Source organism: Nocardia sp. NPDC049526 (assembly GCF_044465765.1).
Lineage (GTDB): Bacteria > Actinomycetota > Actinomycetes > Mycobacteriales > Mycobacteriaceae > Nocardia.
In genome coordinates this window covers 568,132-586,833 of the sequence record NZ_JBITMA010000005.1, presented here as the reverse complement: position 1 = coordinate 586,833, position 18,702 = coordinate 568,132, and the positions used below count along the sequence as shown (strand labels likewise).

General features: G+C 65.8%; 19 protein-coding genes. 4 read left to right on the top strand and 15 right to left on the bottom strand.

Annotated elements, in window-relative coordinates:
* Positions 1–21: 21 nt before the first annotated feature.
* The 6 genes from ACIBW7_RS19255 to ACIBW7_RS19230 are packed head-to-tail and all read right to left on the bottom strand — an operon-like array spanning position 22 to position 5,817.
* Complete coding sequence (locus ACIBW7_RS19255; RefSeq protein WP_397047938.1) at positions 22–1,062, bottom strand: L-idonate 5-dehydrogenase; 1,041 nt, start codon at positions 1,060–1,062, stop codon at positions 22–24.
* Positions 1,063–1,076: 14 nt separating this feature from the next.
* Positions 1,077–1,832 (bottom strand): SDR family oxidoreductase, encoded by a 756-nt coding sequence (locus tag ACIBW7_RS19250; protein ID WP_397047936.1) that lies wholly within the window; start codon positions 1,830–1,832, stop codon positions 1,077–1,079.
* 38 nt (positions 1,833–1,870) lie between these two features.
* Complete coding sequence (locus ACIBW7_RS19245; protein ID WP_397047934.1) at positions 1,871–3,229, bottom strand: MFS transporter; 1,359 nt, start codon at positions 3,227–3,229, stop codon at positions 1,871–1,873.
* Positions 3,226–4,323: a biotin-dependent carboxyltransferase family protein gene (locus tag ACIBW7_RS19240; RefSeq protein WP_397047932.1), complete on the bottom strand. Its 1,098-nt coding sequence runs from the start codon at positions 4,321–4,323 to the stop codon at positions 3,226–3,228. The genes ACIBW7_RS19245 and ACIBW7_RS19240 overlap by 4 nt, the downstream gene beginning before the upstream one ends.
* Complete coding sequence (locus ACIBW7_RS19235) at positions 4,316–5,023, bottom strand: allophanate hydrolase subunit 1 (protein WP_397047930.1); 708 nt, start codon at positions 5,021–5,023, stop codon at positions 4,316–4,318. Before ACIBW7_RS19235 ends, ACIBW7_RS19240 begins: the two co-directional genes overlap by 8 nt.
* Positions 5,011–5,817, bottom strand: coding sequence for a LamB/YcsF family protein (locus ACIBW7_RS19230; protein ID WP_397047928.1), 807 nt, complete (start codon positions 5,815–5,817; stop codon positions 5,011–5,013). Before ACIBW7_RS19230 ends, ACIBW7_RS19235 begins: the two co-directional genes overlap by 13 nt.
* 275 nt (positions 5,818–6,092) lie before the next feature.
* On the opposite strand from ACIBW7_RS19230, the gene nac reads away from it, so the two are divergent.
* On the top strand, positions 6,093–7,004 hold the full coding sequence (gene nac / locus ACIBW7_RS19225; RefSeq protein ID WP_397048186.1) for a nitrogen assimilation transcriptional regulator NAC: 912 nt from the start codon (positions 6,093–6,095) through the stop codon (positions 7,002–7,004).
* Here the strand turns inward: nac and ACIBW7_RS19220 are convergent.
* The 5 genes from ACIBW7_RS19220 to ACIBW7_RS19200 all read right to left on the bottom strand — a co-directional run bounded on the left by ACIBW7_RS19220 (position 6,998) and on the right by ACIBW7_RS19200 (position 11,479).
* Positions 6,998–7,924 (bottom strand): D-isomer specific 2-hydroxyacid dehydrogenase family protein, encoded by a 927-nt coding sequence (locus tag ACIBW7_RS19220; protein WP_397047926.1) that lies wholly within the window; start codon positions 7,922–7,924, stop codon positions 6,998–7,000. The genes nac and ACIBW7_RS19220 overlap by 7 nt on opposite strands.
* Positions 7,925–7,949: 25 nt before the next feature.
* Positions 7,950–8,723 carry a glucose 1-dehydrogenase gene (locus ACIBW7_RS19215; RefSeq protein ID WP_397047924.1) on the bottom strand — a complete coding sequence of 258 codons (774 nt, stop codon included), beginning with the start codon at positions 8,721–8,723 and terminating at the stop codon, positions 7,950–7,952.
* Positions 8,720–9,235 (bottom strand): gluconokinase, encoded by a 516-nt coding sequence (locus tag ACIBW7_RS19210; protein ID WP_397047922.1) that lies wholly within the window; start codon positions 9,233–9,235, stop codon positions 8,720–8,722. Before ACIBW7_RS19210 ends, ACIBW7_RS19215 begins: the two co-directional genes overlap by 4 nt.
* 173 nt (positions 9,236–9,408) lie before the next feature.
* A complete protein-coding gene (locus ACIBW7_RS19205; RefSeq protein WP_397047920.1) occupies positions 9,409–9,813 on the bottom strand; it encodes a spore-associated protein A in 405 nt (134 codons plus the stop codon).
* A gap of 220 nt (positions 9,814–10,033) precedes the next feature.
* Positions 10,034–11,479 carry an MFS transporter gene (locus ACIBW7_RS19200; RefSeq protein ID WP_397047918.1) on the bottom strand — a complete coding sequence of 482 codons (1,446 nt, stop codon included), beginning with the start codon at positions 11,477–11,479 and terminating at the stop codon, positions 10,034–10,036.
* Between the two features lie 187 nt (positions 11,480–11,666).
* Here ACIBW7_RS19200 and ACIBW7_RS19195 point away from each other — a divergent pair, with 187 nt between their 5' ends.
* Positions 11,667–12,113, top strand: coding sequence for a MarR family winged helix-turn-helix transcriptional regulator (locus ACIBW7_RS19195; protein ID WP_397047916.1), 447 nt, complete (start codon positions 11,667–11,669; stop codon positions 12,111–12,113).
* Between the two features lie 3 nt (positions 12,114–12,116).
* Here the strand turns inward: ACIBW7_RS19195 and ACIBW7_RS19190 are convergent, their stop codons facing one another.
* Positions 12,117–13,712 carry a GMC oxidoreductase gene (locus ACIBW7_RS19190; protein WP_397047914.1) on the bottom strand — a complete coding sequence of 532 codons (1,596 nt, stop codon included), beginning with the start codon at positions 13,710–13,712 and terminating at the stop codon, positions 12,117–12,119.
* A 94-nt stretch (positions 13,713–13,806) separates the two neighbouring features.
* On the opposite strand from ACIBW7_RS19190, the gene ACIBW7_RS19185 reads away from it, so the two are divergent.
* Together ACIBW7_RS19185 and ACIBW7_RS19180 are read left to right on the top strand one after the other, a co-directional pair.
* Positions 13,807–14,364, top strand: a complete 558-nt coding sequence (locus ACIBW7_RS19185; RefSeq protein WP_397047912.1) for a TetR/AcrR family transcriptional regulator — start codon at positions 13,807–13,809, stop codon at positions 14,362–14,364.
* 21 nt (positions 14,365–14,385) lie between these two features.
* Positions 14,386–15,054: a cyclase family protein gene (locus ACIBW7_RS19180; RefSeq protein ID WP_397047910.1), complete on the top strand. Its 669-nt coding sequence runs from the start codon at positions 14,386–14,388 to the stop codon at positions 15,052–15,054.
* On the opposite strand, the gene ACIBW7_RS19175 is transcribed toward ACIBW7_RS19180, so the two are convergent.
* Genes ACIBW7_RS19175 through kdgD form a run of 3 tightly spaced genes read right to left on the bottom strand, consistent with a single transcriptional unit; the run spans position 15,040 to position 18,702 of the window.
* Positions 15,040–16,317: a glucarate dehydratase family protein gene (locus ACIBW7_RS19175; RefSeq protein ID WP_397047908.1), complete on the bottom strand. Its 1,278-nt coding sequence runs from the start codon at positions 16,315–16,317 to the stop codon at positions 15,040–15,042. The two genes, ACIBW7_RS19180 and ACIBW7_RS19175, sit on opposite strands and share 15 nt — an antisense overlap.
* A gap of 1 nt (position 16,318) precedes the next feature.
* Complete coding sequence (locus ACIBW7_RS19170) at positions 16,319–17,791, bottom strand: aldehyde dehydrogenase (NADP(+)) (RefSeq protein ID WP_397047906.1); 1,473 nt, start codon at positions 17,789–17,791, stop codon at positions 16,319–16,321.
* Positions 17,788–18,702, bottom strand: coding sequence for a 5-dehydro-4-deoxyglucarate dehydratase (gene kdgD / locus ACIBW7_RS19165; RefSeq protein ID WP_397047904.1), 915 nt, complete (start codon positions 18,700–18,702; stop codon positions 17,788–17,790). The genes ACIBW7_RS19170 and kdgD overlap by 4 nt, the downstream gene beginning before the upstream one ends.

The window sequence follows — 18,702 nt, the reverse complement described above, 5'->3', positions numbered from 1 at the left end:
CTCCTGGGATCGACATAGGGTTCAGAACGCCAGCAGCACTTTGGCGGAGGCCGCGGCATCCTTGGCGACGGCAAAGGCCGCCAGGGCATCTCGAACGGGGAACTCGTGGCTGATGACCGGCTCGACGACCAGGCTCCCGTCGGCGAGTGCGTCGAGCACCGCGTCGATCTCGTCGTTGAACCGGAACGATCCGACGACCTCGAGTTCGCGCGTGATGACCAGTGACAGCGGGGCGGGCTGAAGTCCGGTGGGCAGCAGCCCGAGCAGCACCACCCGGCCACCTCGGGTGGCGCCCCGAATGGCGGATTCGAGTCCGAAGCGGTTGCCGGAGCATTCGATGACGATGTCGGCGTCCACCGCGGCGATTGCGCCGGTGTCGTCGGCCTTCAATGTTGCGGTCGCGCCGAGTTCGCGAGCAATAGCCAGTGGATAATCATGGATGTCCACGGCCGTGATCGCCGCGGCACCGGCGCGGCGCAGCACCGACACCACCAGCGCGCCGATCGGCCCGCAACCGATCACCAGCGCGGTCTTTCCCTCGATGTGCCCCGCGCGCGAAACCGCATGCCAGGCAACCGAAGCCGGTTCTGCGACGGCGGCTGTTCGCAGCGAAAGACCATCGGGCAGCGGACGGAGCATCCGCGACGGCAGCACCGCATATCGCGTGAATGCTCCGTGCGTATGCGGGAATTGGGCCGCACTGCCGAGATAGGTGCATCCGGGTGACAGGTTGGGGCGGTCGGCGGGATAGCGCGAGCTGTCGCCACCTGGTGTCGCCGGATGTACGGCCACCCGGGTACCCGGCCCGGGCCCGCTACCGTCTGCGGCCTGCTGGAGCACCGTGCCGACCACCTCGTGTCCGAGCAGCATCGGTGCCCTCAGGATGGATTCGCCTGCGGCTCCGTGTGTCCAGTAGTGCAGGTCGGATCCGCAGATGCCGCCGTACGCGATTTCCACGACCGTATCGGACCGTCCCGGCGGTGTAAGAGCAATGGCTTCGACGCGAAGATCGCCCGCGGCATGCGCCACCACTCCCGATGCGCGAGAAGGTAATTCGGTCATCGGTAGCGGCGACCTCAATCCTGCCGCCGGACGAATTCGAGCCCACCGGGTACCTGGAACGTCGGCGTGATCTCGATCAGGCCCAGGTTCACGTGCCGCGGTGCGTCGATCGCGAACTCGATGGTGTCGGCGATGTCCTTGGTCGTAATGGATTCGTAGCCTTCGTAATAGGTCTCCCAGGCCTCCCGCATAGCCTCGGGTGTGCCGCCGAGATTGCGTCCGAAGATTTCGGTCTCGACCCGGCCTGGGCAGATCTCGGTGACCCGGATGCGCTTGCCGATGACATCATTGCGGAACTGACGCGAGATCTGGTGGATCGCGGCCTTTGTCGCGTGATAGGCCGTGTGGCCGTAGAAGTTGTACAGACCCGCGATGGAGCTGATGTTGACGACATGGCCGAGGTCTCGTGCGACCATGCCCGGCAGCAGCAGCCGACACAGATGCAGCACGGCACGCAGATTCACATCGACCATGGCATCGACCGATTCCGGTGTTGCGTCGAGAATGTTCCCGGTGGCCGATACCCCGGCATTGTTGACCAGGATGTCGATTTCGAGGCGCCCGACCGCACTGGTGAGTGCGGCGGTGTCGGTGATATCGACGGCCAGGGGGATCATTCCGGTCCGTGCGGCCACCTCGTCGAGCCGTGCGGCGTCGCGGGCGACGCCGTAGACGGTGAGGCCACGTTTGGTGAGCGTCTCGGTGATCGCGGCTCCCATGCCGGTATTGGCTCCGGTGACGAGCGCGGTTCGGTAGTCGTCGAAAGGCATGACACTCCTTGTCTCGGGTGAGGCCGTTCTGCTTGTGGTCAGAGCGTGTCGCGCAGGGGCAGGTGAGCACGGTCGGTGACGGTGCTGACCGCCGCGAGGGTGCCGAGTGCGGTGGCGACGGCATAGACGGCCGGGACGTAGATGCCGAAATGCGGGATGAGCCAGGTCATCAGCAGCGGTGCGGTGCCACCGAACAGCGCCGAGGAGATGTTGTAGCCGAGTCCGTAGGCGGAATACCGGACGCGGGTCGGGAACAGTTCGACGATGAGGATGTGGATGACCGCGGTGTGCCCGGCGAAAATGACGGCCATGATGCAGGCGCCGAGCACCGCGAGTGCGAAACTGCCGGTCGCGATGAGGGCATAGCAGGGAATGGCACCGACTGCCATCGCGATCGCGGCACCGGCGATCACCTTCTTGCGGCCGAGATTGTCCGACAGTGCGCCCATGAACGGAATCGCGATGCTGATCGCGACCAGACTGGCGGCGGTGACGATAAGTGCTGTGCCAGTGGAGAATCCGATCTTGTCGCCCTTGAGGAAGGTCGGCATGTAGGAGAACAGCACGTAATAGCCGGAGCCGTTCATCAGCGGGATGAACAGCGCGAGCAGCATCGCCCTGCGGTGCTCGGGTGTGGCGAAGGCTTCCTTCAGCGGATTGCGCGAAAGACCGCCGGATTCCTTGAGCTTGCCGAAATTCGGGGTGTCGCTGATGGCGCGGCGGATGTACCAGCCGATCAGACCCATCGGGATCGCGATGAGGAACGGAATCCGCCAGGCCCAGCTGCCGAATCCGCCGCCGTGGATGGCATTCGCGTTCAACCATGGGGACATCGTGAATGCAACCAGGGTGCCGGTCAGCAGTGCGAGGAAGGAGGCGATCTGGGCGTAGCTGGTGATCAGTCCGCGTTTGCCCTCGGGCGAATGTTCGGCGAGGAAGGTCATCGCACCGGCGGCCTCACCGCCGACCGAGAATCCCTGCGCCAATCGCAAGCCGATCAACAACGCGGGTGCCGCGACGCCGATCGCCGCATAGGTCGGCAGGATGCCGATGCCCGCCGTCGCGACGCTGATCAGCATGATGACGAAGACGAGCATTTTCTGGCGGCCGATCTTGTCGCCGAGGATGCCGCAGATCACCGCGCCCAGCGGACGCACGAAGAAGGAAATCGCATATCCGGCGAAGACCAGCAGCAATGCGTCACTCGACTTGGATACATCGAAGAACACGATGGCCAGCGCGGTCGCCATGAAGGCGAAGATGCCGTTGTCGTAGAGCTCGACGAAGATGCCGACGCAGCCGGCCAGTACGACCTTGCGGATCGAACCGGACGGCGCCGCATGCGTTTGGTCGGTGGGCACGGACGCGGCCGGGGCCGGAGAGATCGTGTCGGTCATGGGTACTCCAGGTGACTGTGTCGGATGTGGTCTGCGCGGGGCCCCTGCGTGGTTGTGCAAGCTGCCGCCTCCGGGGCCTGACCGCGCAGACCGGGCCGGTGGCAGGTGTTGGTGTGGACGGGAATTCGGAGGCTGCCGTAGGCATTTGCCACACGGGTGCGTAGTCGATCGATCGCGGACTGCTGCGCACGGTAGCGGCGCACCGCATCGGGAATACCGATGTGCCGGAAGCGGATTCGCTGGCCCGGGCGGGCCTGCCCCAGTTGCGACAAGCCGGTTGCGGTGACGACCGCCAGTACCGGATAGCCCGCCGTCACGCCGCGGCCACGGTGCAGCACGAGCAGTTCGTTTCCGGCGGGGACTTCGACGGCCCCGATCGGTACGCCCCGGGATAAGACCTCGGTTCGGCTCTCTCGTTGCGGGACGACACCATCGGGACTCAGTCGGAGTCCGATGTGATTGCTGTTGTCGTCGACGACGAACGGTGTCTCGAACAGCCGCGATGCGGTGCTGCCGAACTCGGCGATATCGGGTCCATCGGTGACATCGATGGTCCAGCTTCCGGTGCATACCGGCCGCGCGATATCGAAGTGGAACAAGGGAATTCGGAAAAACGGGTGGTCGAGCAGCGGCCCGTCGACACCGATGTCGAGATTCGCGCCCGCCGTCAGTTGTCGACCGAAACCGAGTACCGGATCCGGAGCGCAGCTGTCGAGCAGATAGTTCGCGGAAATCGTCCCGTGCACCGCGAGGTAGACCCGGAGACCGTCGCGGATGTCGCGAACGGTGAGTTCGGTGCCTGCGGCCCAGATGAACGGTTGCCACTGGGCGCGGGTGACACCGTCGACGCATACGTCGGCGGGCGCACCGGTGATCGCGACGAGCAGATCGGTGCTCGCGACGGCACCGAAATCCAGCGCGACCAGTTCGAGCAGCGGTGCTGTGCGCGCACTGCCGACCAGAGCGTTGGCGACCTCGGCGCTGTACTGGTCGAGGGCACCGCCGGTCAGCTGGCCGATCCGGGAGGCTCGGCGGCGACCCAGATCCTGGATGGTGGTGATCCCCGGGGTTGTCACGGTGATGGTCTCAGCCATGCAGCACCCCCTCGAACCGGGACCATTCGTGGGCCGCGATGGCATGGAACCGAAACGTATCTCCGGGTCGGAAAGCGGACAGCGGCTCGGTTGTCGGGTCGACCATGGTGCGCGGGGTTCGACCGATGACGGGCCATCCGCCGGGCGCAGGCCGTGCCGAAACGACCGCTTGTCGACCGGCCACGGCCACGGCTCCGGCGGGTACATGCGGGCGGGGGACGACACGTCGGGGTACCGGCCGTGGAAAGGCGGGTCCGTCGAGCATCGGCGCGCCGCCTGGAGATCCGAAGCATCGCATGATGAGTGGTGACGATCCGTGCACACGGATCACCTCGGCGGGGGACAGCCCGAGTTGGTCGGCCATGTCGACGAGATCCGGACCGTACTCGCCGCCGTAGACCACCGGAATATCGAAATGCCGGGCCGGGCGCGGTGTAGGTGCCGCCGATTCTCCCGGATTCGCGAGCAGCTGCCGAATATCGTCGTGAGTTCTTGCCGCGCAGTCGAATTCGATGAGTACGGCGTCGTAGGTCGGAATGATGCCGGTAATCGCGAAGCGGTCTGCATCGGTGTCCAGCGCGGCCGCGATCGCGTGCACAGCTCGCCAGCATTCCTCCCTGTCGGCCCCCAGCGCGGTGACGCGTACGGCGGAATCACCGCAGTCCGCGACCTGGAAGGCGACCCCTGCTACGCCGGACATGGTTCGTTTTCCTTACCGGCACGGTCCGCGAGGACCTCGGGCAGCGCGACGATCTGCACACCTGCGGCAGTGAGCGCGGTCCGGATCGACCGTGCACTGCGCACTGCGTCTGCGTTGTCGCCGTGCAAAAGCAGCGTGTGCGGCTGGACGGAAAGGGTTGTGCCGTCGACGGATTCGACAATTTCCTCGGTTACCATGCGCACCGCTCGGCGGGCGAGGACCTCGGGGTCGTGAATGACCGCACCCGGCTCGGATCGCGGGACGAGGGTGCCGTCTGCGCGATAAGCGCGATCCACAATGCCGACAATGCCGACGCGAATTCCCTGTGCGCGGGCGTGGTCGGCGAGTTCACCGTCCTGGGCGAGCACGATCAGGTTCGGATCGAACGACCCGACGGCATCGACCACGGCGGCGGCGTAGTCGGCGTGGGTCGCCACCAGGTTGCCCAGTCGGCCGTGCGGCGCCACATGCGACACCGCGGTGTCGTGCGCGGCGGCGAAGGCGTGCAGTGCGCCGAGTTGGTACAGGACATCGGTGCGCACCTCGTCGGCGGAGAGGTCCATGGCCCGCCGACCGAAGCCGACCAGATCCGGGAAGCTGGGGTGCGCGCCTATACCGATGCCGCGGGCAACGCAGTGGCGGACCGTCCGGTCCATGGTCTGCGGATCGCCCGCGTGGAAGCCGCAGGCGATATTGGCGGAGGTGAGAACGTCGAGCAGTGCGTCGTCATCGCCCATCGTCCACGCTCCGAAACTCTCACCGATATCGGCGACGAGATCGATCTGCCATGCCATGGATGCCTCCGCTGGGTGGGAAACTGTGAGCACCGTATGAGTGAACGTGCGGTGTAAAAGGACGCTACGCAGGTTCGCCCGCACGCGGGTAATACCGGTTTCGGGTGAGGCGATAACGAACCTCTATGGTGTCTGAGCAGCGACTATGTGGCGGGCTCATAGTGTCGGCCGGGAATTCGGTACCGCGGCGTTTCCGCAGAGCAACAATACGGAAATCATCGCGTGCGACGAAGTTGCTGCGAGAAAGGTGGATCGACGACGTGGATACCCGACGGTTGTTTTCGTTCGTGCGCATCGTGGATGCCGGCAGCATCACCCGTGCCGCGGATATCCTGCATATCGCCCAGCCCGCGCTGAGTCAGCAGATGACGGCCTTGGAGGCCCAGTTCGGTCAGCAACTGTTGATCCGGCACAAGCAAGGCGTCGAGCCCACCGATGCGGGCCGGGCCCTGTACCGGCACGCGCAGATCATCCTGCGCCAGGTGCAGAGCGCACAGGCCGAGGTGAGTGTGGTCGGTCGCGAACTGGCGGGCGGCGTTTCCGTCGGGCTGGCGCCCTACAGCACGGTCAACGCGATCGCTCTGCCATTGCTGACCGCGGTGCGCGAACGGTATCCGAGCATCCTGCTGCATATCAACGAGAACTTCGGCGGCGTGCTCAGCGAGGCGATGATGACCGGCCGGATGGATATGGCGCTGCTGTACGACACCGGACCGATCAAGGGAGTGACCTTCGAGCCGCTGCTCACCGAGGAACTGATGGTCGTCGCCCCGGCGGGGACCGGGCTGCCGGGTACGACCGGTTCCGCGGTCTCGATCGCGCAGCTGAAAGGGCTGTCGTTGCTGCTGCCCGGCCCGATGCACACGATCCGGAAAGTGGTGGAGCAGGCCTACGATCACGCGCTGGAACATGCGCATGTCGTGGGCGAGGTGGAGTCGGTGGCGTTGATGGCGCAGGCGGTGCGAAATGGCCTGGGCGCCACTGTTTTACCGTTGTCGGTCGCCCGCCGGATCATGACCGTCGACAATCTGGAACTGCGCCGCATCGAACCGGCGATCACGGTCCAGGTATCGCTGGGCACCCCGACCAATCAACCGCTGTCCAAACCGGCGGAAGCCGTGCGCGAGATATTGCGCGCCGTCGTCGCCAACTACGTCAGGAACAGTGCCGGGCGCACGGCTCAATAACCCCGTCGGATATCGATGGTCGCGAGCAGTGGCTGTCCGGCGGCGAACCGTTCGACATTCGCCGCGACGTGATCGGCGAGCACCGCGGTGATGCCCGTCGCGGGATTGGCGACATGCGGGGTGATGATGGCATTGGGCAGCGTCCAGAGGGAATGGCCCGCCGGAAGTGGTTCCGGTTCGGTCACATCCAGGGCAGCGCCGCCGATCGATCCGTCCTCGAGTGCGCGTACCAGCGCATCGGTGTCGATGAGCGAGCCACGGGCCACGTTCACGATCCAAGCGGTCGACTTCATTCTGGCGAGAGCGTCCGCATCCACGAGGTGCGTGGTTTCGGGTGTGGCCGGTGCGGCGAGTACGAAATGATCTGCCCGCGACCAGATTTCGGTTGTCCGGTCCGCGGCGACCGTCTCGGCGGCGCCGGGCACCGGAGCGCCCGACCGGGTGACCGCCAATACCTGTGCGCCGAATACGGTGAGCAAGGGAATCATGGCGCGGCCGATGCCGCCACAGCCGACGATGGCCACGGTCGAGCCGTACAGCGTTCCGACCCGAGGGTCGAAATCCGTTTTGCGCCAGGATGTCGCACGTATCTGTTCGGCAAGGACCCGCACACCGGCGAGCAGCAGCAGGACGCCGTGCTCGGCGACGTTGCGCGCGTACGCACCGGCCGCTGAGGTCCAGGCGTGACTGTCATCGATGATCCCGGCGGCGATCCAGGGTTCGACACCAGCCGAGGGCAGCTGCACCCAGCGCACTGTGTCCGGCAGCCGGTCCGGAAAGGTGGCCGGTCCCTGCGTCCACACCACCGCGTCCGCATCGGCAAGTGGCACGAGAATGCCGCCGCCTTGCTCGATTCCCCTGGCGAGGGCGGAATCGGAATCGGGACCGAGATGAATTCGGGGACGGCTGATATTCGGCACGGTTGCCTTTCGAGCTGGAAGTGGATCAGACGACGGCGGTCAAACCGCCATCGACATAGAGGATCTGGCCGTTGACGAAATCCGATGCGGGCGAGGCGAGAAACAGCAGCGCACCCACCAATTCCTCGGTACGGCCCCACCGTCCGGCCGGTGTGCGCCTGGTGAGCCAGTCACTGAATTCGGCGTCGTGCACCAGCGCGGCCGTCAACTCGGTATCGAAGTAACCGGGCGCGATCGCATTGACCTGCAGTCCGAGCGGCGCCCAATCCGCGCACATGCCACGGGTGAGCATCTTCAGCCCGCCCTTGCTCGCCGCATACGGCGCGATACCCGCCCGGCCCAATTCGCTTTGCACCGAACAGATATTGACGATCTTGCCGCGTCCGCGTTCGACCATCGCGCGGGCGAATTCGCGTCCAACGCAGAAGGCGCTGAACAAATTGGTATCGAGCACGCGACGGAAATCGGCGTCGGAGAATTCGAGCAGCGGGCTGCGATGCTGGACTCCGGTGTTGTTCACGATGATATCCACCGGGCCGATCTCTTTTTCGACCTGCTGCGCTGCGGCGGTCACCTGCGCGGAGTCGGTCGCATCGAATGCACAGACGTGGACTACTGCGCCGGTCTCATCTGCGATCTCGTCCCGGCTGCGGGCGAGCGCCGCCGCGTCACGGCCATTGAGGACGACCGTCGCTCCCGCCTCGGCAAGCCCGGTTGCCAGCGCATATCCGATACCGCGGCTCGAGCCGGTGACCAGGGCGATCTTGTCCTCGATATCGAAACTCCGATGCGCACTCACCGCACCACCGCCCGGTCCCGCGCGAAATCGACCACCGACCCAGCGATCTCGTCCGGCCCCGCCCCGACATCCAGTACGACCCCGAACTCATCCGGCCCGAGCGGCTCGAGCAATGCGAGTTGAGAATCGAGCAGGACGGGCCGCATGAAATGCCCGCGTCGTGCCGCCATCCGCGACCGAATCGTAGTGGGCGCGCCATCGAGGTGCACGAAAGCGACTGGCGCAGCGATATTTCGGAGCACATCCCGGTACTCTCGCCGCAACGCGGAACACGCCACCACACCGGCACCTCGTGTGCACATCCAGTCGCGTACGGCCTCGAGCCACGGTGCCCGGTCCGCGTCCGTCAGCGGAATACCCGCGGCCATCTTCGCGACATTCGACGGGGGATGCAGATCATCGGCATCCAGGAACTCGCCGCCCGTCATCTCGGCAACCCGCCGCGCGATCGTCGACTTCCCGCAACCCGTCACGCCCATCACCACAATGTGGGGTCGCCGATCGCCGCCCATGAATATTCCCGTCCGCCGGTGTCCAGATACGCAGATCGACCATGCCCGAACGTGTCGCCTCGGGGCAATGGTCAGGTGATACGAGTCCTGGAGGACGTCATAACGAAAGACGAGGGCTGAACGTTAGCCGGCTCCACCAACGGCCGTAGGGCCGTCGGTGGAGCGAGGCTCGGTTACCCGCAGTGCACTCCGAACTCTTCCCAGAGGTCGTCCTTGATGCGCCCGCCCCAGTCGATGCACTTGCCTTCGGCTTCGACCTTCGCGTACGCGTAGTCGGAGAAGACGCGGTCGTCGTTTATGACCACCTGGGAGTGGTCCTTCGACTGCCGCACGGCGGCGCCCATCGAGATCGGGTCGCCCGCCTTGTCCCGCACGGTGACCACGCAGTTGGTCCTACCGTCGTAGGTGAGAAAGACTGTGCCGCCCTTCAACTCGTGTGAGTCGATCACCTTGAAGCCTGCACCACACTGGCCGTCGTATGTTGCCGCGGACGCAGTGGCTGGGAGGAAAACTGCCATCCCGGTAGTGATGCCGATTGCGGACGCACAGACGGCGATCAGCTTTTTGGTGTTGATCAAGGTCGAACCCTTCCCTCTTTCATGTGACATCTAGCTTTCATGTGACATCTAGCGTTCGGCGTTTACCCCGGACGTTCGGCACCCGAACTCGGGCACCAGCCACGCCGAACCTACGGCAGCAGTTGATGACTGGGTATTTGCGGCCCTCCAGATCTGGGAACCTCGCACCGCATCGGGAGCGGGTCGTGCCGGGTGGAGATCCTTCTCGAATGGTCGGGTCTCACACCCTGACGGCGACGGGTTCCGCGGTGATGGCGGGTTCGGAGAAGTCCGGGGTCCGGCGGGTCGGGATGGTTGCCGAGATCGCGGCGCCGAGTACCGCGACACCGCAGCCGATCAGCAGTGCGACGCGGAATCCGTTTTCGGTCGGGATGGCGTGCCCGCCCATCGAAACGGTCATCTGGGCGAGTACCGCGCCGATCACAGCGGCTGCGGCGGAGGTGCCGACCGAACGCATCAGGGTGTTGAAGCTGTTGGCGGCGGCGGTTTCCGATACCGGGACCGCGCCCATGATGAGGGCGGGCATGGCGCCGTAAGCGAAACCGGTGCCCGCACTGATGATGACGGTCACGGCCAACATGCCCCAGGTGGATCCCATCAGCGCCATGGAGGCGGCATAGCCGACCGCGATGATCAGGCATCCGGTGACCAGGGTGAACTTGGGACCGCGAGCGGCGGAGAGCTTGGCGCCCACCGGCGAGATCAGCATCATGACGACACCCGCCGGCGCCATCCACAGACCCATCGCCATCATCGACTGGCCGAGGCCGTAACCGGTGGCGGTGGGCAGTTGCAGCAGTTGCGGCATGACCAGCGACTGGGAGTACATGGCGATACCGACGACGACCGAGGCGGCATTGGTCAGCAGCACTTGCGGCCGTGCGGTCACGCGCAGGTCGACCAGCGGCGCATCGATGCGCAGCTCCCACCAACCCCAGACCAACAGCAAGACCACCGCGGCGATGAACAACCCGAGGATTCCGGCACTGGTCCAGCCCCAGGCAGCGCCCTTGGAGATGGCGAGCAGCAGCGATACGAGTCCGGCGCCGAGGCCGATCGCCCCGAGCGCATCGAAACGTCCGGCGGCGCCGCTGTTCGGCGTATCCGGGATGACTGCGAAGATCAGCACACCGACCAGCGCGGCAAGCGCGGCCGAGCCCCAGAACAGCACCCGCCAGTTGCTGTATTCCACAACGGCCGCGGACAGCGGCAGGCCCATGGCGGCGCCGATACCCAGCGACGAACTGATCAGTGCGATGGCCGCGCCCAACCGTTCCGGCGGCAGCAGATCACGCAGCGCGCTGATACCCAGCGGAATGATGCCGACGCCCGCGCCCTGCAGGCCGCGGCCGATGATCATCGGCACGATCGAGGTCGCGACCGCGCAGACGAGCGAGCCGGCGATCAGCGGCACGATCGAGGCGAGCAGGATCTTCCGCTTGCCGTAGAGGTCGCCGAGTCGTCCGGCGACCGGAGTGATCACGGCGCCGACGAGCAGGGTGATCGTGACCACCCAGGTCGCGTTGGACGAGGTGGTGTGCAGCAGCTGCGGCAGCTCACCGAGCAGTGGCATTACGAGTGTCGCCATGAGCGAGGCGACGATGCCTGCGGTGGCCAGCACGGCGAGGATGCCGCCTGGCCGGGTAGCGGGGGCTGGAGTATTCACGCGCGTCTCCAAATCGGTCGAAATCAGGGGAAGTATGTTGTGCGCATGAAATGTGCGCTATGCACACTGTATGGCATATACATGCAATGTGCTAGATGCACATGATGTGTGTGACGCACATCGCGTGGTATACCTGGTGCTACGGAATCCAGGCGCAGGTCGGCGCGGATCGGCAGAAGGACCCGAAATGGACAAAATCCTCGACAAGATCGAGTTCGAGACCATGCTGTTCGGCCGGTACAGCCTCGCCTCCCGGCAGCTCGGCGGGCGTCGACTCGATCGCAACACGTATACGTTGCTCAATCGGCTGCGGGTGGCGGGCCCGATGACGCTCGGGCAGCTGAGCGAGGCGGTGGGTCAGGATGTGTCGACGCTGAACCGGCGGACCGCGGCCATGGTGCGCGACGATGTAGTGGAACGCATCCCGGATCCGGATGGCGGCATGGCCCGCAAATTCCGCATTACCGCCGAAGGCGAACGGCAACTCGACCGCGAACGCGACGAATCGCTGCAAACCTTGGCGACGATCCTCGCGGACTGGTCACCGCAGGACGCGGCCGCCTTCGCCGATTATCTGCAGCGTTTCAATATCGATATCGAGCGCTATCTCGGCCGTCCCTGGCCGCGCCCGTAGTCGTCAGATCGCGGTGCCGATGTCCTGGGTGACCAGGTGGTCGAGGGCTCGCTCCGCGACGGCGGCGATCGTCATCGACGGATTGCAGGCCGCGGCATTACCGGGCAGGAGTGCGCCGTCGACCACATAGAGGCCGCGCTGGCCCAGGACCCGGCCGTCGAGATCGCAGACCGATCCCATGCTCGCGCCGCCGAGGGCATGCCAGGTGGACGGGAACAGCGCGTTGGTATCCACCAAAATGCTTGTCGGGCCGGCGATTCGGCGCACGGTCGGATCGATGTGATTATTCTGGATGCTCGCGTCGCCGTTCTTCGGCCACTGCAGGATCGCGTCGTCGGTCGCCGAATCGTAGACGAACCGGCCGCGGTCCGCGCTGACGCCGTATCCGACCAGCATGGTGCTCTTGGGGTCCATCTGCATCGGCGGAATGGAGGCTTGGATGACGGTGAAGGCGGCCTGCGGATCGTCCCAGTTCTTACTTCCGTAGACCACGGGACCGCCCTGTGCCGCACCGAAATCGGAGATGGGGTCGGTCCAGACGTAGATCCGGTCGGCGTTGGTGCCCCACTGCTGACCCAGCCCATCGGGCAGGTCCGGAATCTTCCCCTTCGCACCGGCCCGCACCAGCAGCTTGGTGGTGTTCAGACTGCCCGCCGACAGCACCAGGGCATCGGTGGTGATGATCTTGTTTTCCAGGACATTGCCGGAGGTGTCGAGCCGCTCGACGTACACGACCCAGCGGCCGTCGGGGCCGCGTTCGACATCGGTGACCTGGTGCAGCGTCTGCACCTCTACCCGTCCGGTCGCCTCGGCCGCGGCGATGTAGGTGACATCGACCGAATGCTTGCCGCCGTTGTTCACGCCCATCGCGCCGTCGCCGTTGGTGTACGACGGTTTCATCTCACCGTGCAGCTCGGCGAGTGCGTAGTTCCAGTCGATGGGCATCGGGATCTTCGACAGCGGCAGTCCGGCCTGGCGCACATGGTCACCGAATACGCGTGCGGCCGTGTAGTTCCGGTCCGCGATCAGCTCGTCGGGCGCCACCGCAAGGCCGAGCATGCGCGCGACCCTCGGGTAATGCACTCGATCCATGGTCGCCCAGTCGAGCCCCTCGGGCAGATTCGCATCGAATACCGGCTGCGTCGGCTGTAGCGACATGCCCTGGTAGATCAGCGAGCCGCCGCCGAGGCCCGCGGCGCACAGGGCGGTCATATTCGTTCCGGGCACCGCCTCGACCAGGCCGGTATACGGTTCGAAAAGCAGTGGTGCGCCGAATAATGTCGGGCTGGACCGGTACCAGAGCACCCGCTTGTCGAGCGCCGAGGCGCGCGGAAAGGTCTCCGAATTCGGCCCGGTCGGCCAGCGCATCCCGCGCTCGAGCAGCAGCACCGGGACGCCGGCCTGGGCCAAGCGCAGCGCGGTCACCCCGCCGCCGAATCCGGATCCGACCACCACGACCCGGCGTTCCTCCCGGGTGAGCGGGACGCTGTTGACCCGTGCGGCGATTCCGTGCTGTGGGCTGGTGGTTCGTGAGCCGAGTATGGCGACACCGGCCGCTGCGGTCGCGGTCAACAGGGTCCGGCGGGTGATCACCGACATACTCTTCCTCACTAACATAACCGGACGGTCTTGTCCGGTTGGCTCGATAGTTTGCTGGAGACCGTCGGCGGAGTCAAGCGGTAGCGTTGGCCGGATGACAGCGTCGCGCCGACAGAACCCGGGGCCCAAAGCCGCTCCCGAAAACCGGGCGGCGCTGATTCGAGCAGCTCGAACTGTGTTCGCGGAGAACGGTTTCGACGCACCGTTCAGTTTGATAGCGCGCGCCGCAGGTGTCGGACAGGGGGTGCTGTACCGGCATTTTCCGACCAGAGAGAGCATGGCGCTCGCGGTATTCGAAGAGAACATCGTCGAGATCGAAGTACTTGCCGCCGACCCGACGACGACGGTCGGGGATGTGCTGGCGGTCATCGTCGATCAGTTGACGGCGTCCGCGGCCTTCATCGCCATGATCTATCCGTCGAACACCGAGGACGAGCAGCTGCTCGGGGTGGCATGGCGGCTGCTCGGCCTCCTCGCCCAGAAGCTCGACGACCCGCGCCAACGCGGCGATATCCGCGCCGATGTCACGGCAATGGACGTCGTATTAGCGGTGGCGATGCTGGCGGGGCTGCTGTCGAAGACCGACCCGCGATCCAGGCAGGCGACATCCCGGCAGGCATGGGCGATATTGGAACGTGGGCTGCGTGCGTGATGTGCGGGTACGGTCACTTGCATGAGCAAGGCGATAGTTGAGCTGTCTCATCCGATCTCGGACGGCATGCTCACCTATCCGGGTTTGCCTGGACCGCGGGTCACCACACACATTGCGCGGGACCGGTCGGCGCTGATCGATATGACCTACGAGATCGCGCGCGTGGATACCGTCGGCAAGACGGGCACATATATCGACGCTCCCTTCCACTTCCATGCCGAAGGCGCCGATATCGCCGAGCTGCCGCTGGAACGGCTGTTCAACGTGCCGATCGTAATGATCCGCGCGATGGGAATCCGTGTGGTCGGGCCGGATATGCTCGGCGACCCGGCACGGCTATGGGGCAAGGCGGTGCTCGTGCACACCGGATGGTCGGCGCGATGGGGTTCGTCCGAGTATCTAGGCCCCGGGCATCCGTACTTGGTCGGCGAGGTCGCCGATGCGCTGGTCGCCGCCAATGTGGCACTGGTCGGCATCGACTCGCTCGACATCGACGACATGTCCCTGCCGACCCGGCCGTGCCACCACGCGCTGCTCGGTGCGGGTATCCCGATCATCGAGCAAATGACGAACCTGGACGCGGTCCCCGACACCGGTGCCAGGCTGGTCGCACTCCCGGCGCCGGTGCGTGGGACGGGCTCGTTTCCGTTACGTGCGGTCGCCTGGAGCGATCCCTCAGTACTTGGGTGAGGTCGGCGGCCGGTACGCCGGATCGGCCAGGCGCATGCCCGCGATGTCATCGCGATTGTGCCACTGCGGCAAGGCTTTCCAGCGATGATGGAGGCGCTCGAGTGCGTCGGTATCGAGTTGGATGCCGAGACCCGGCGCGTCGGGGACGGTGACGGCGCCTGCTTCGAACACGATGGGTTCGGCGATCACATCCTCGGGCTGCCAGGGGTAATGGGTGTCGCAGGCGTAGGTCAACTCGGGGACGGTGGCGGCCACGTGGGTCATTGCCGCCAGGCTGATTCCGAGGTGGGTATTGGAGTGCATCGAAACGCCTTTGCCGTAGGCGTGGCAGACGGCGGCCAGGTCGCGGGTGGCGAATAGACCGCCCCAGAAGTGATGGTCGGACAGCACGATCTGGACGGCATCGATATCGAAGGCGGGCCGCACCTCCTCGATCGAGGTGACGATCATATTGGTGGCCAACGGCATTCCGGTGCGGCGATGCACCTCGGCCATATCCTCGCGGCGGGCGGTCGGGTCTTCCAGGTATTCGACGACGCCCGAAAGTTGTTCGGCGACAGTCGTTGCGCTGCTCAGCGACCAACCGCCGTTGGGGTCCAGCCGCAGCGGATGATCCGGAAATGCCTTGGCCAATGCCTCGATCGCGGCGACTTCCTCCTCGGGCGGGAATACGCCGCCCTTGAGTTTGAACGAGCGGAATCCGCCATGGGCGGTGAACTTCTCGGCCAAACGGACGACGCCGTCGGGATCGATGACCTCGCCCCAGTCGTCGGTCGGTGCGTCGGGGAACGGATGGTCGGCCCACTTGTAGAACAGGTAGCCGGAATAGTCGACCCGGTCGCGCACCTTGCCGCCGAGCAAGGCGTGCACCGGCAGGCCGAGTTCGCGACCGTGGGCGTCGAGTGCGGCGGATTCGAAGGCCGATATCACGCTGAGCCGGACCTTGTCGGTGGTGAGGGTGCCGCGCAGTCCGCCCGCGATCGGGTTGTCGATCAGCACCTCCCCGGTGGTGTTCGCGCCGAGCAGGCGGATGGCGTTGACCGCGGCGACCGGCATGCCGATCAGCTGTGGGGCAAGGTCGGCCGCGCGATCGAGGTAGACGCGATCGCCATAGGTTTCGCCGAGACCGCAAGCGCCGCTGTCGGTTTCGATCTCAACGATCAGGCGCGGTGTGTACGGCTGGTGCACGCCACCGACATTGAGCAGGGGAGCGTCGGCGATGAGGATCGGGGTCAGTCGAATATCGGTGATAACGGGGGACATCTCAGTCTCGCTTTCCGTCGACGCGGCGCGGCAGCCGCCACGGGTTGGCTTCACGCAGGGCGGGCGGGAGCAGTTCATCCGGGAAGCCCTGCCAGGCGATCGGCCGCAAGAAGCGGGCGATGGCGGCGGTGCCCACCGAGGTGGTGGCCGGTGCGGTGGTGGCCGGGTATGGGCCGCCGTGCTGTTGGGCCCAGCTGACCGTGACGCCGGTGGGCCAGTCGTTCCACAGCAGTCGGCCCGCGAGTGCGGTGAGGGCGGGTACGAGGGGGCGCACATCGTCGATCTCGGAGTCCTCCGCAACGATCGTCGCGGTGAGTCCGGGCTCGATTTCGTGCAGAACCTGTTGCAACTCGATGAGATTCGCATATTCGACGACCAGCGCCGCTGGGCCGAAGCATTCCGCCTGCAGGGCCGCACCGCCTGTCCGGAAATCGGTGGCACGCACGCTCAGCAAGGTCGGTGCGAGCAGATCGTCGGGTGCCGAAAGGGCAGTGACCGCGGAATTTTCGCGCAGGGTGGCGACGCGCGATCGGAAGCCGTTGGCGATGTGCTCGTTGAGTAGCGGCCGTGGTGGCACTGCCGCGACCGCAGTGGTCAGCGCGTCGGTGAGTCCGTGCTCCGAAGGCAGCAGCAGCACACCGGGTTTGGTGCAGAACTGTCCGGCACCGAGAGTGAACGAGCCGACGAACCCCTCGACGATCTGTTGTCCACGCGCGCGAATCGCGCCGGGCAGTACCACTACCGGATTGACGCTGCCGAGTTCGCCGTAGAACGGGATCGGGCGCGGTCGTGACGATGCAATATCGAACAGTGCACGGCCACCCGCCAGGGAACCGGTGAACGATGCGGCGGCGATATCCGGATGGCGCAGAGCGGTAGTGCCCGCCTCGACACCGTGGATGACCGCGAAGGTGCCTGCCGGTGCACCGGCCGCCGTCAATGCTTCGCGCACGATCGCGCCGGTCCGTTCGGACAGTCGTGGGTGGCCCGGATGTGCTTTGAGGACAACGGGACAGCCCGCGGCCAGTGCCGAGGCGGTATCGCCGCCCGCGACGCTGAACGCGAACGGAAAGTTGCTCGCGGCGAAAACGAGCGTGGGGCCGATCGGTACGAGGCTGCGCCGGATATCGGGTCGCGGTCCCATCGGCCAGCTCGGATCGGCGTGATCCACGGTGGCGGCGAGGAATTCGCCATCGGCGAGCACCTGCGCGAACAGTCGCAACTGGAAAGTGGTTCGAGTCAATTCGCCACGCAGGCGTGGTGTTTCGGGCAGGTGGGTCTCGGCCGCGGCGAGTGGTACGAGTTCGTCGGCGGCGGCATCGAGGGCGTCGGCGACATGGGTGAGCCACTGTGCGCGTTCGGTGGGTGTGGTGCCGGCGAGGCGGCCTGCGGCGTCGGTGGCCGCGGCGATGATCCGCTCCAGTTCGTCGAGGTCGGTGTCCATGAAATCCTCCCGAAGGTTGTGGCTGTTCATGCGATCGTGGCTACCAGTGCGGTCAGGTCGGCGAGCTCGGGCGCGGTGAGATCGGTCAGGGGCGGCCGTACCGGCCCGGCCGGGTGACCGATGGCGGTCAGTCCCGCCTTGACGATCGACACCGCATAACCGGGGGCACGGTCACGGATATCCAGATAGGGGATGACGAAGTCGCGCAACCGCCGGTAGACCTCGTCGCGGTCACGGGCCCGCACGGCTCGGTAGAAGTCGAGCGCGAACTCCGGCACGAAGTTGAAGATCGCGGAAGAGTATGTGGTGACACCCATTTCGGAGTAGGGGAGAGCGAAGGTCTCCGCGGTCGGCAGCCCGCCGATATAGGTGAGCCGGTCGCCGAGCCGGGCATAGATGCGGGTCATCGTCTCGATATTGCCGACACCGTCCTTGAACCCGACCAGATTCGGGCAGCGCTCGGCCATCCTGGCCAAGGTCACGTCGTTGCATGTCGCGTTGGCGCGGCTGTAGAAGATGACTCCGAGCGAGGTGGCGGCACAGATGGCCGCGACATGTTCGACAAGCCCGTCCGGTCCGGCCTCGGTGAGATACGGCGGCATGAGCAGAATGCCTTCGGCCCCAGCGGCTTCGGCGGAGCGGGCCTGTTCGATCGCTGCGGCAGTGCCCGCCGTGGCCGGTGCGACAACCGGGATCCGGCCACCGGTCTCGGCGACCGCGGCGCGCACCACCTGATCGATTTCGGGTGGCGTCAGCGAGAAACCCTCACCGGTACCGCCCGCGGCGAACAGGCCCGCCACCTCGTATTGGGACAGCCAGGCAATGTGTTTGCGGTAGGCGGCCTCGTCGAAGGCCAACTCGGCATCGAAATGCGTGACGGGGAAGGACAGTAACCCGCGGCCCAGTGCCGGGCCCAGCTCGTCGGCGGACAGATGGGACAT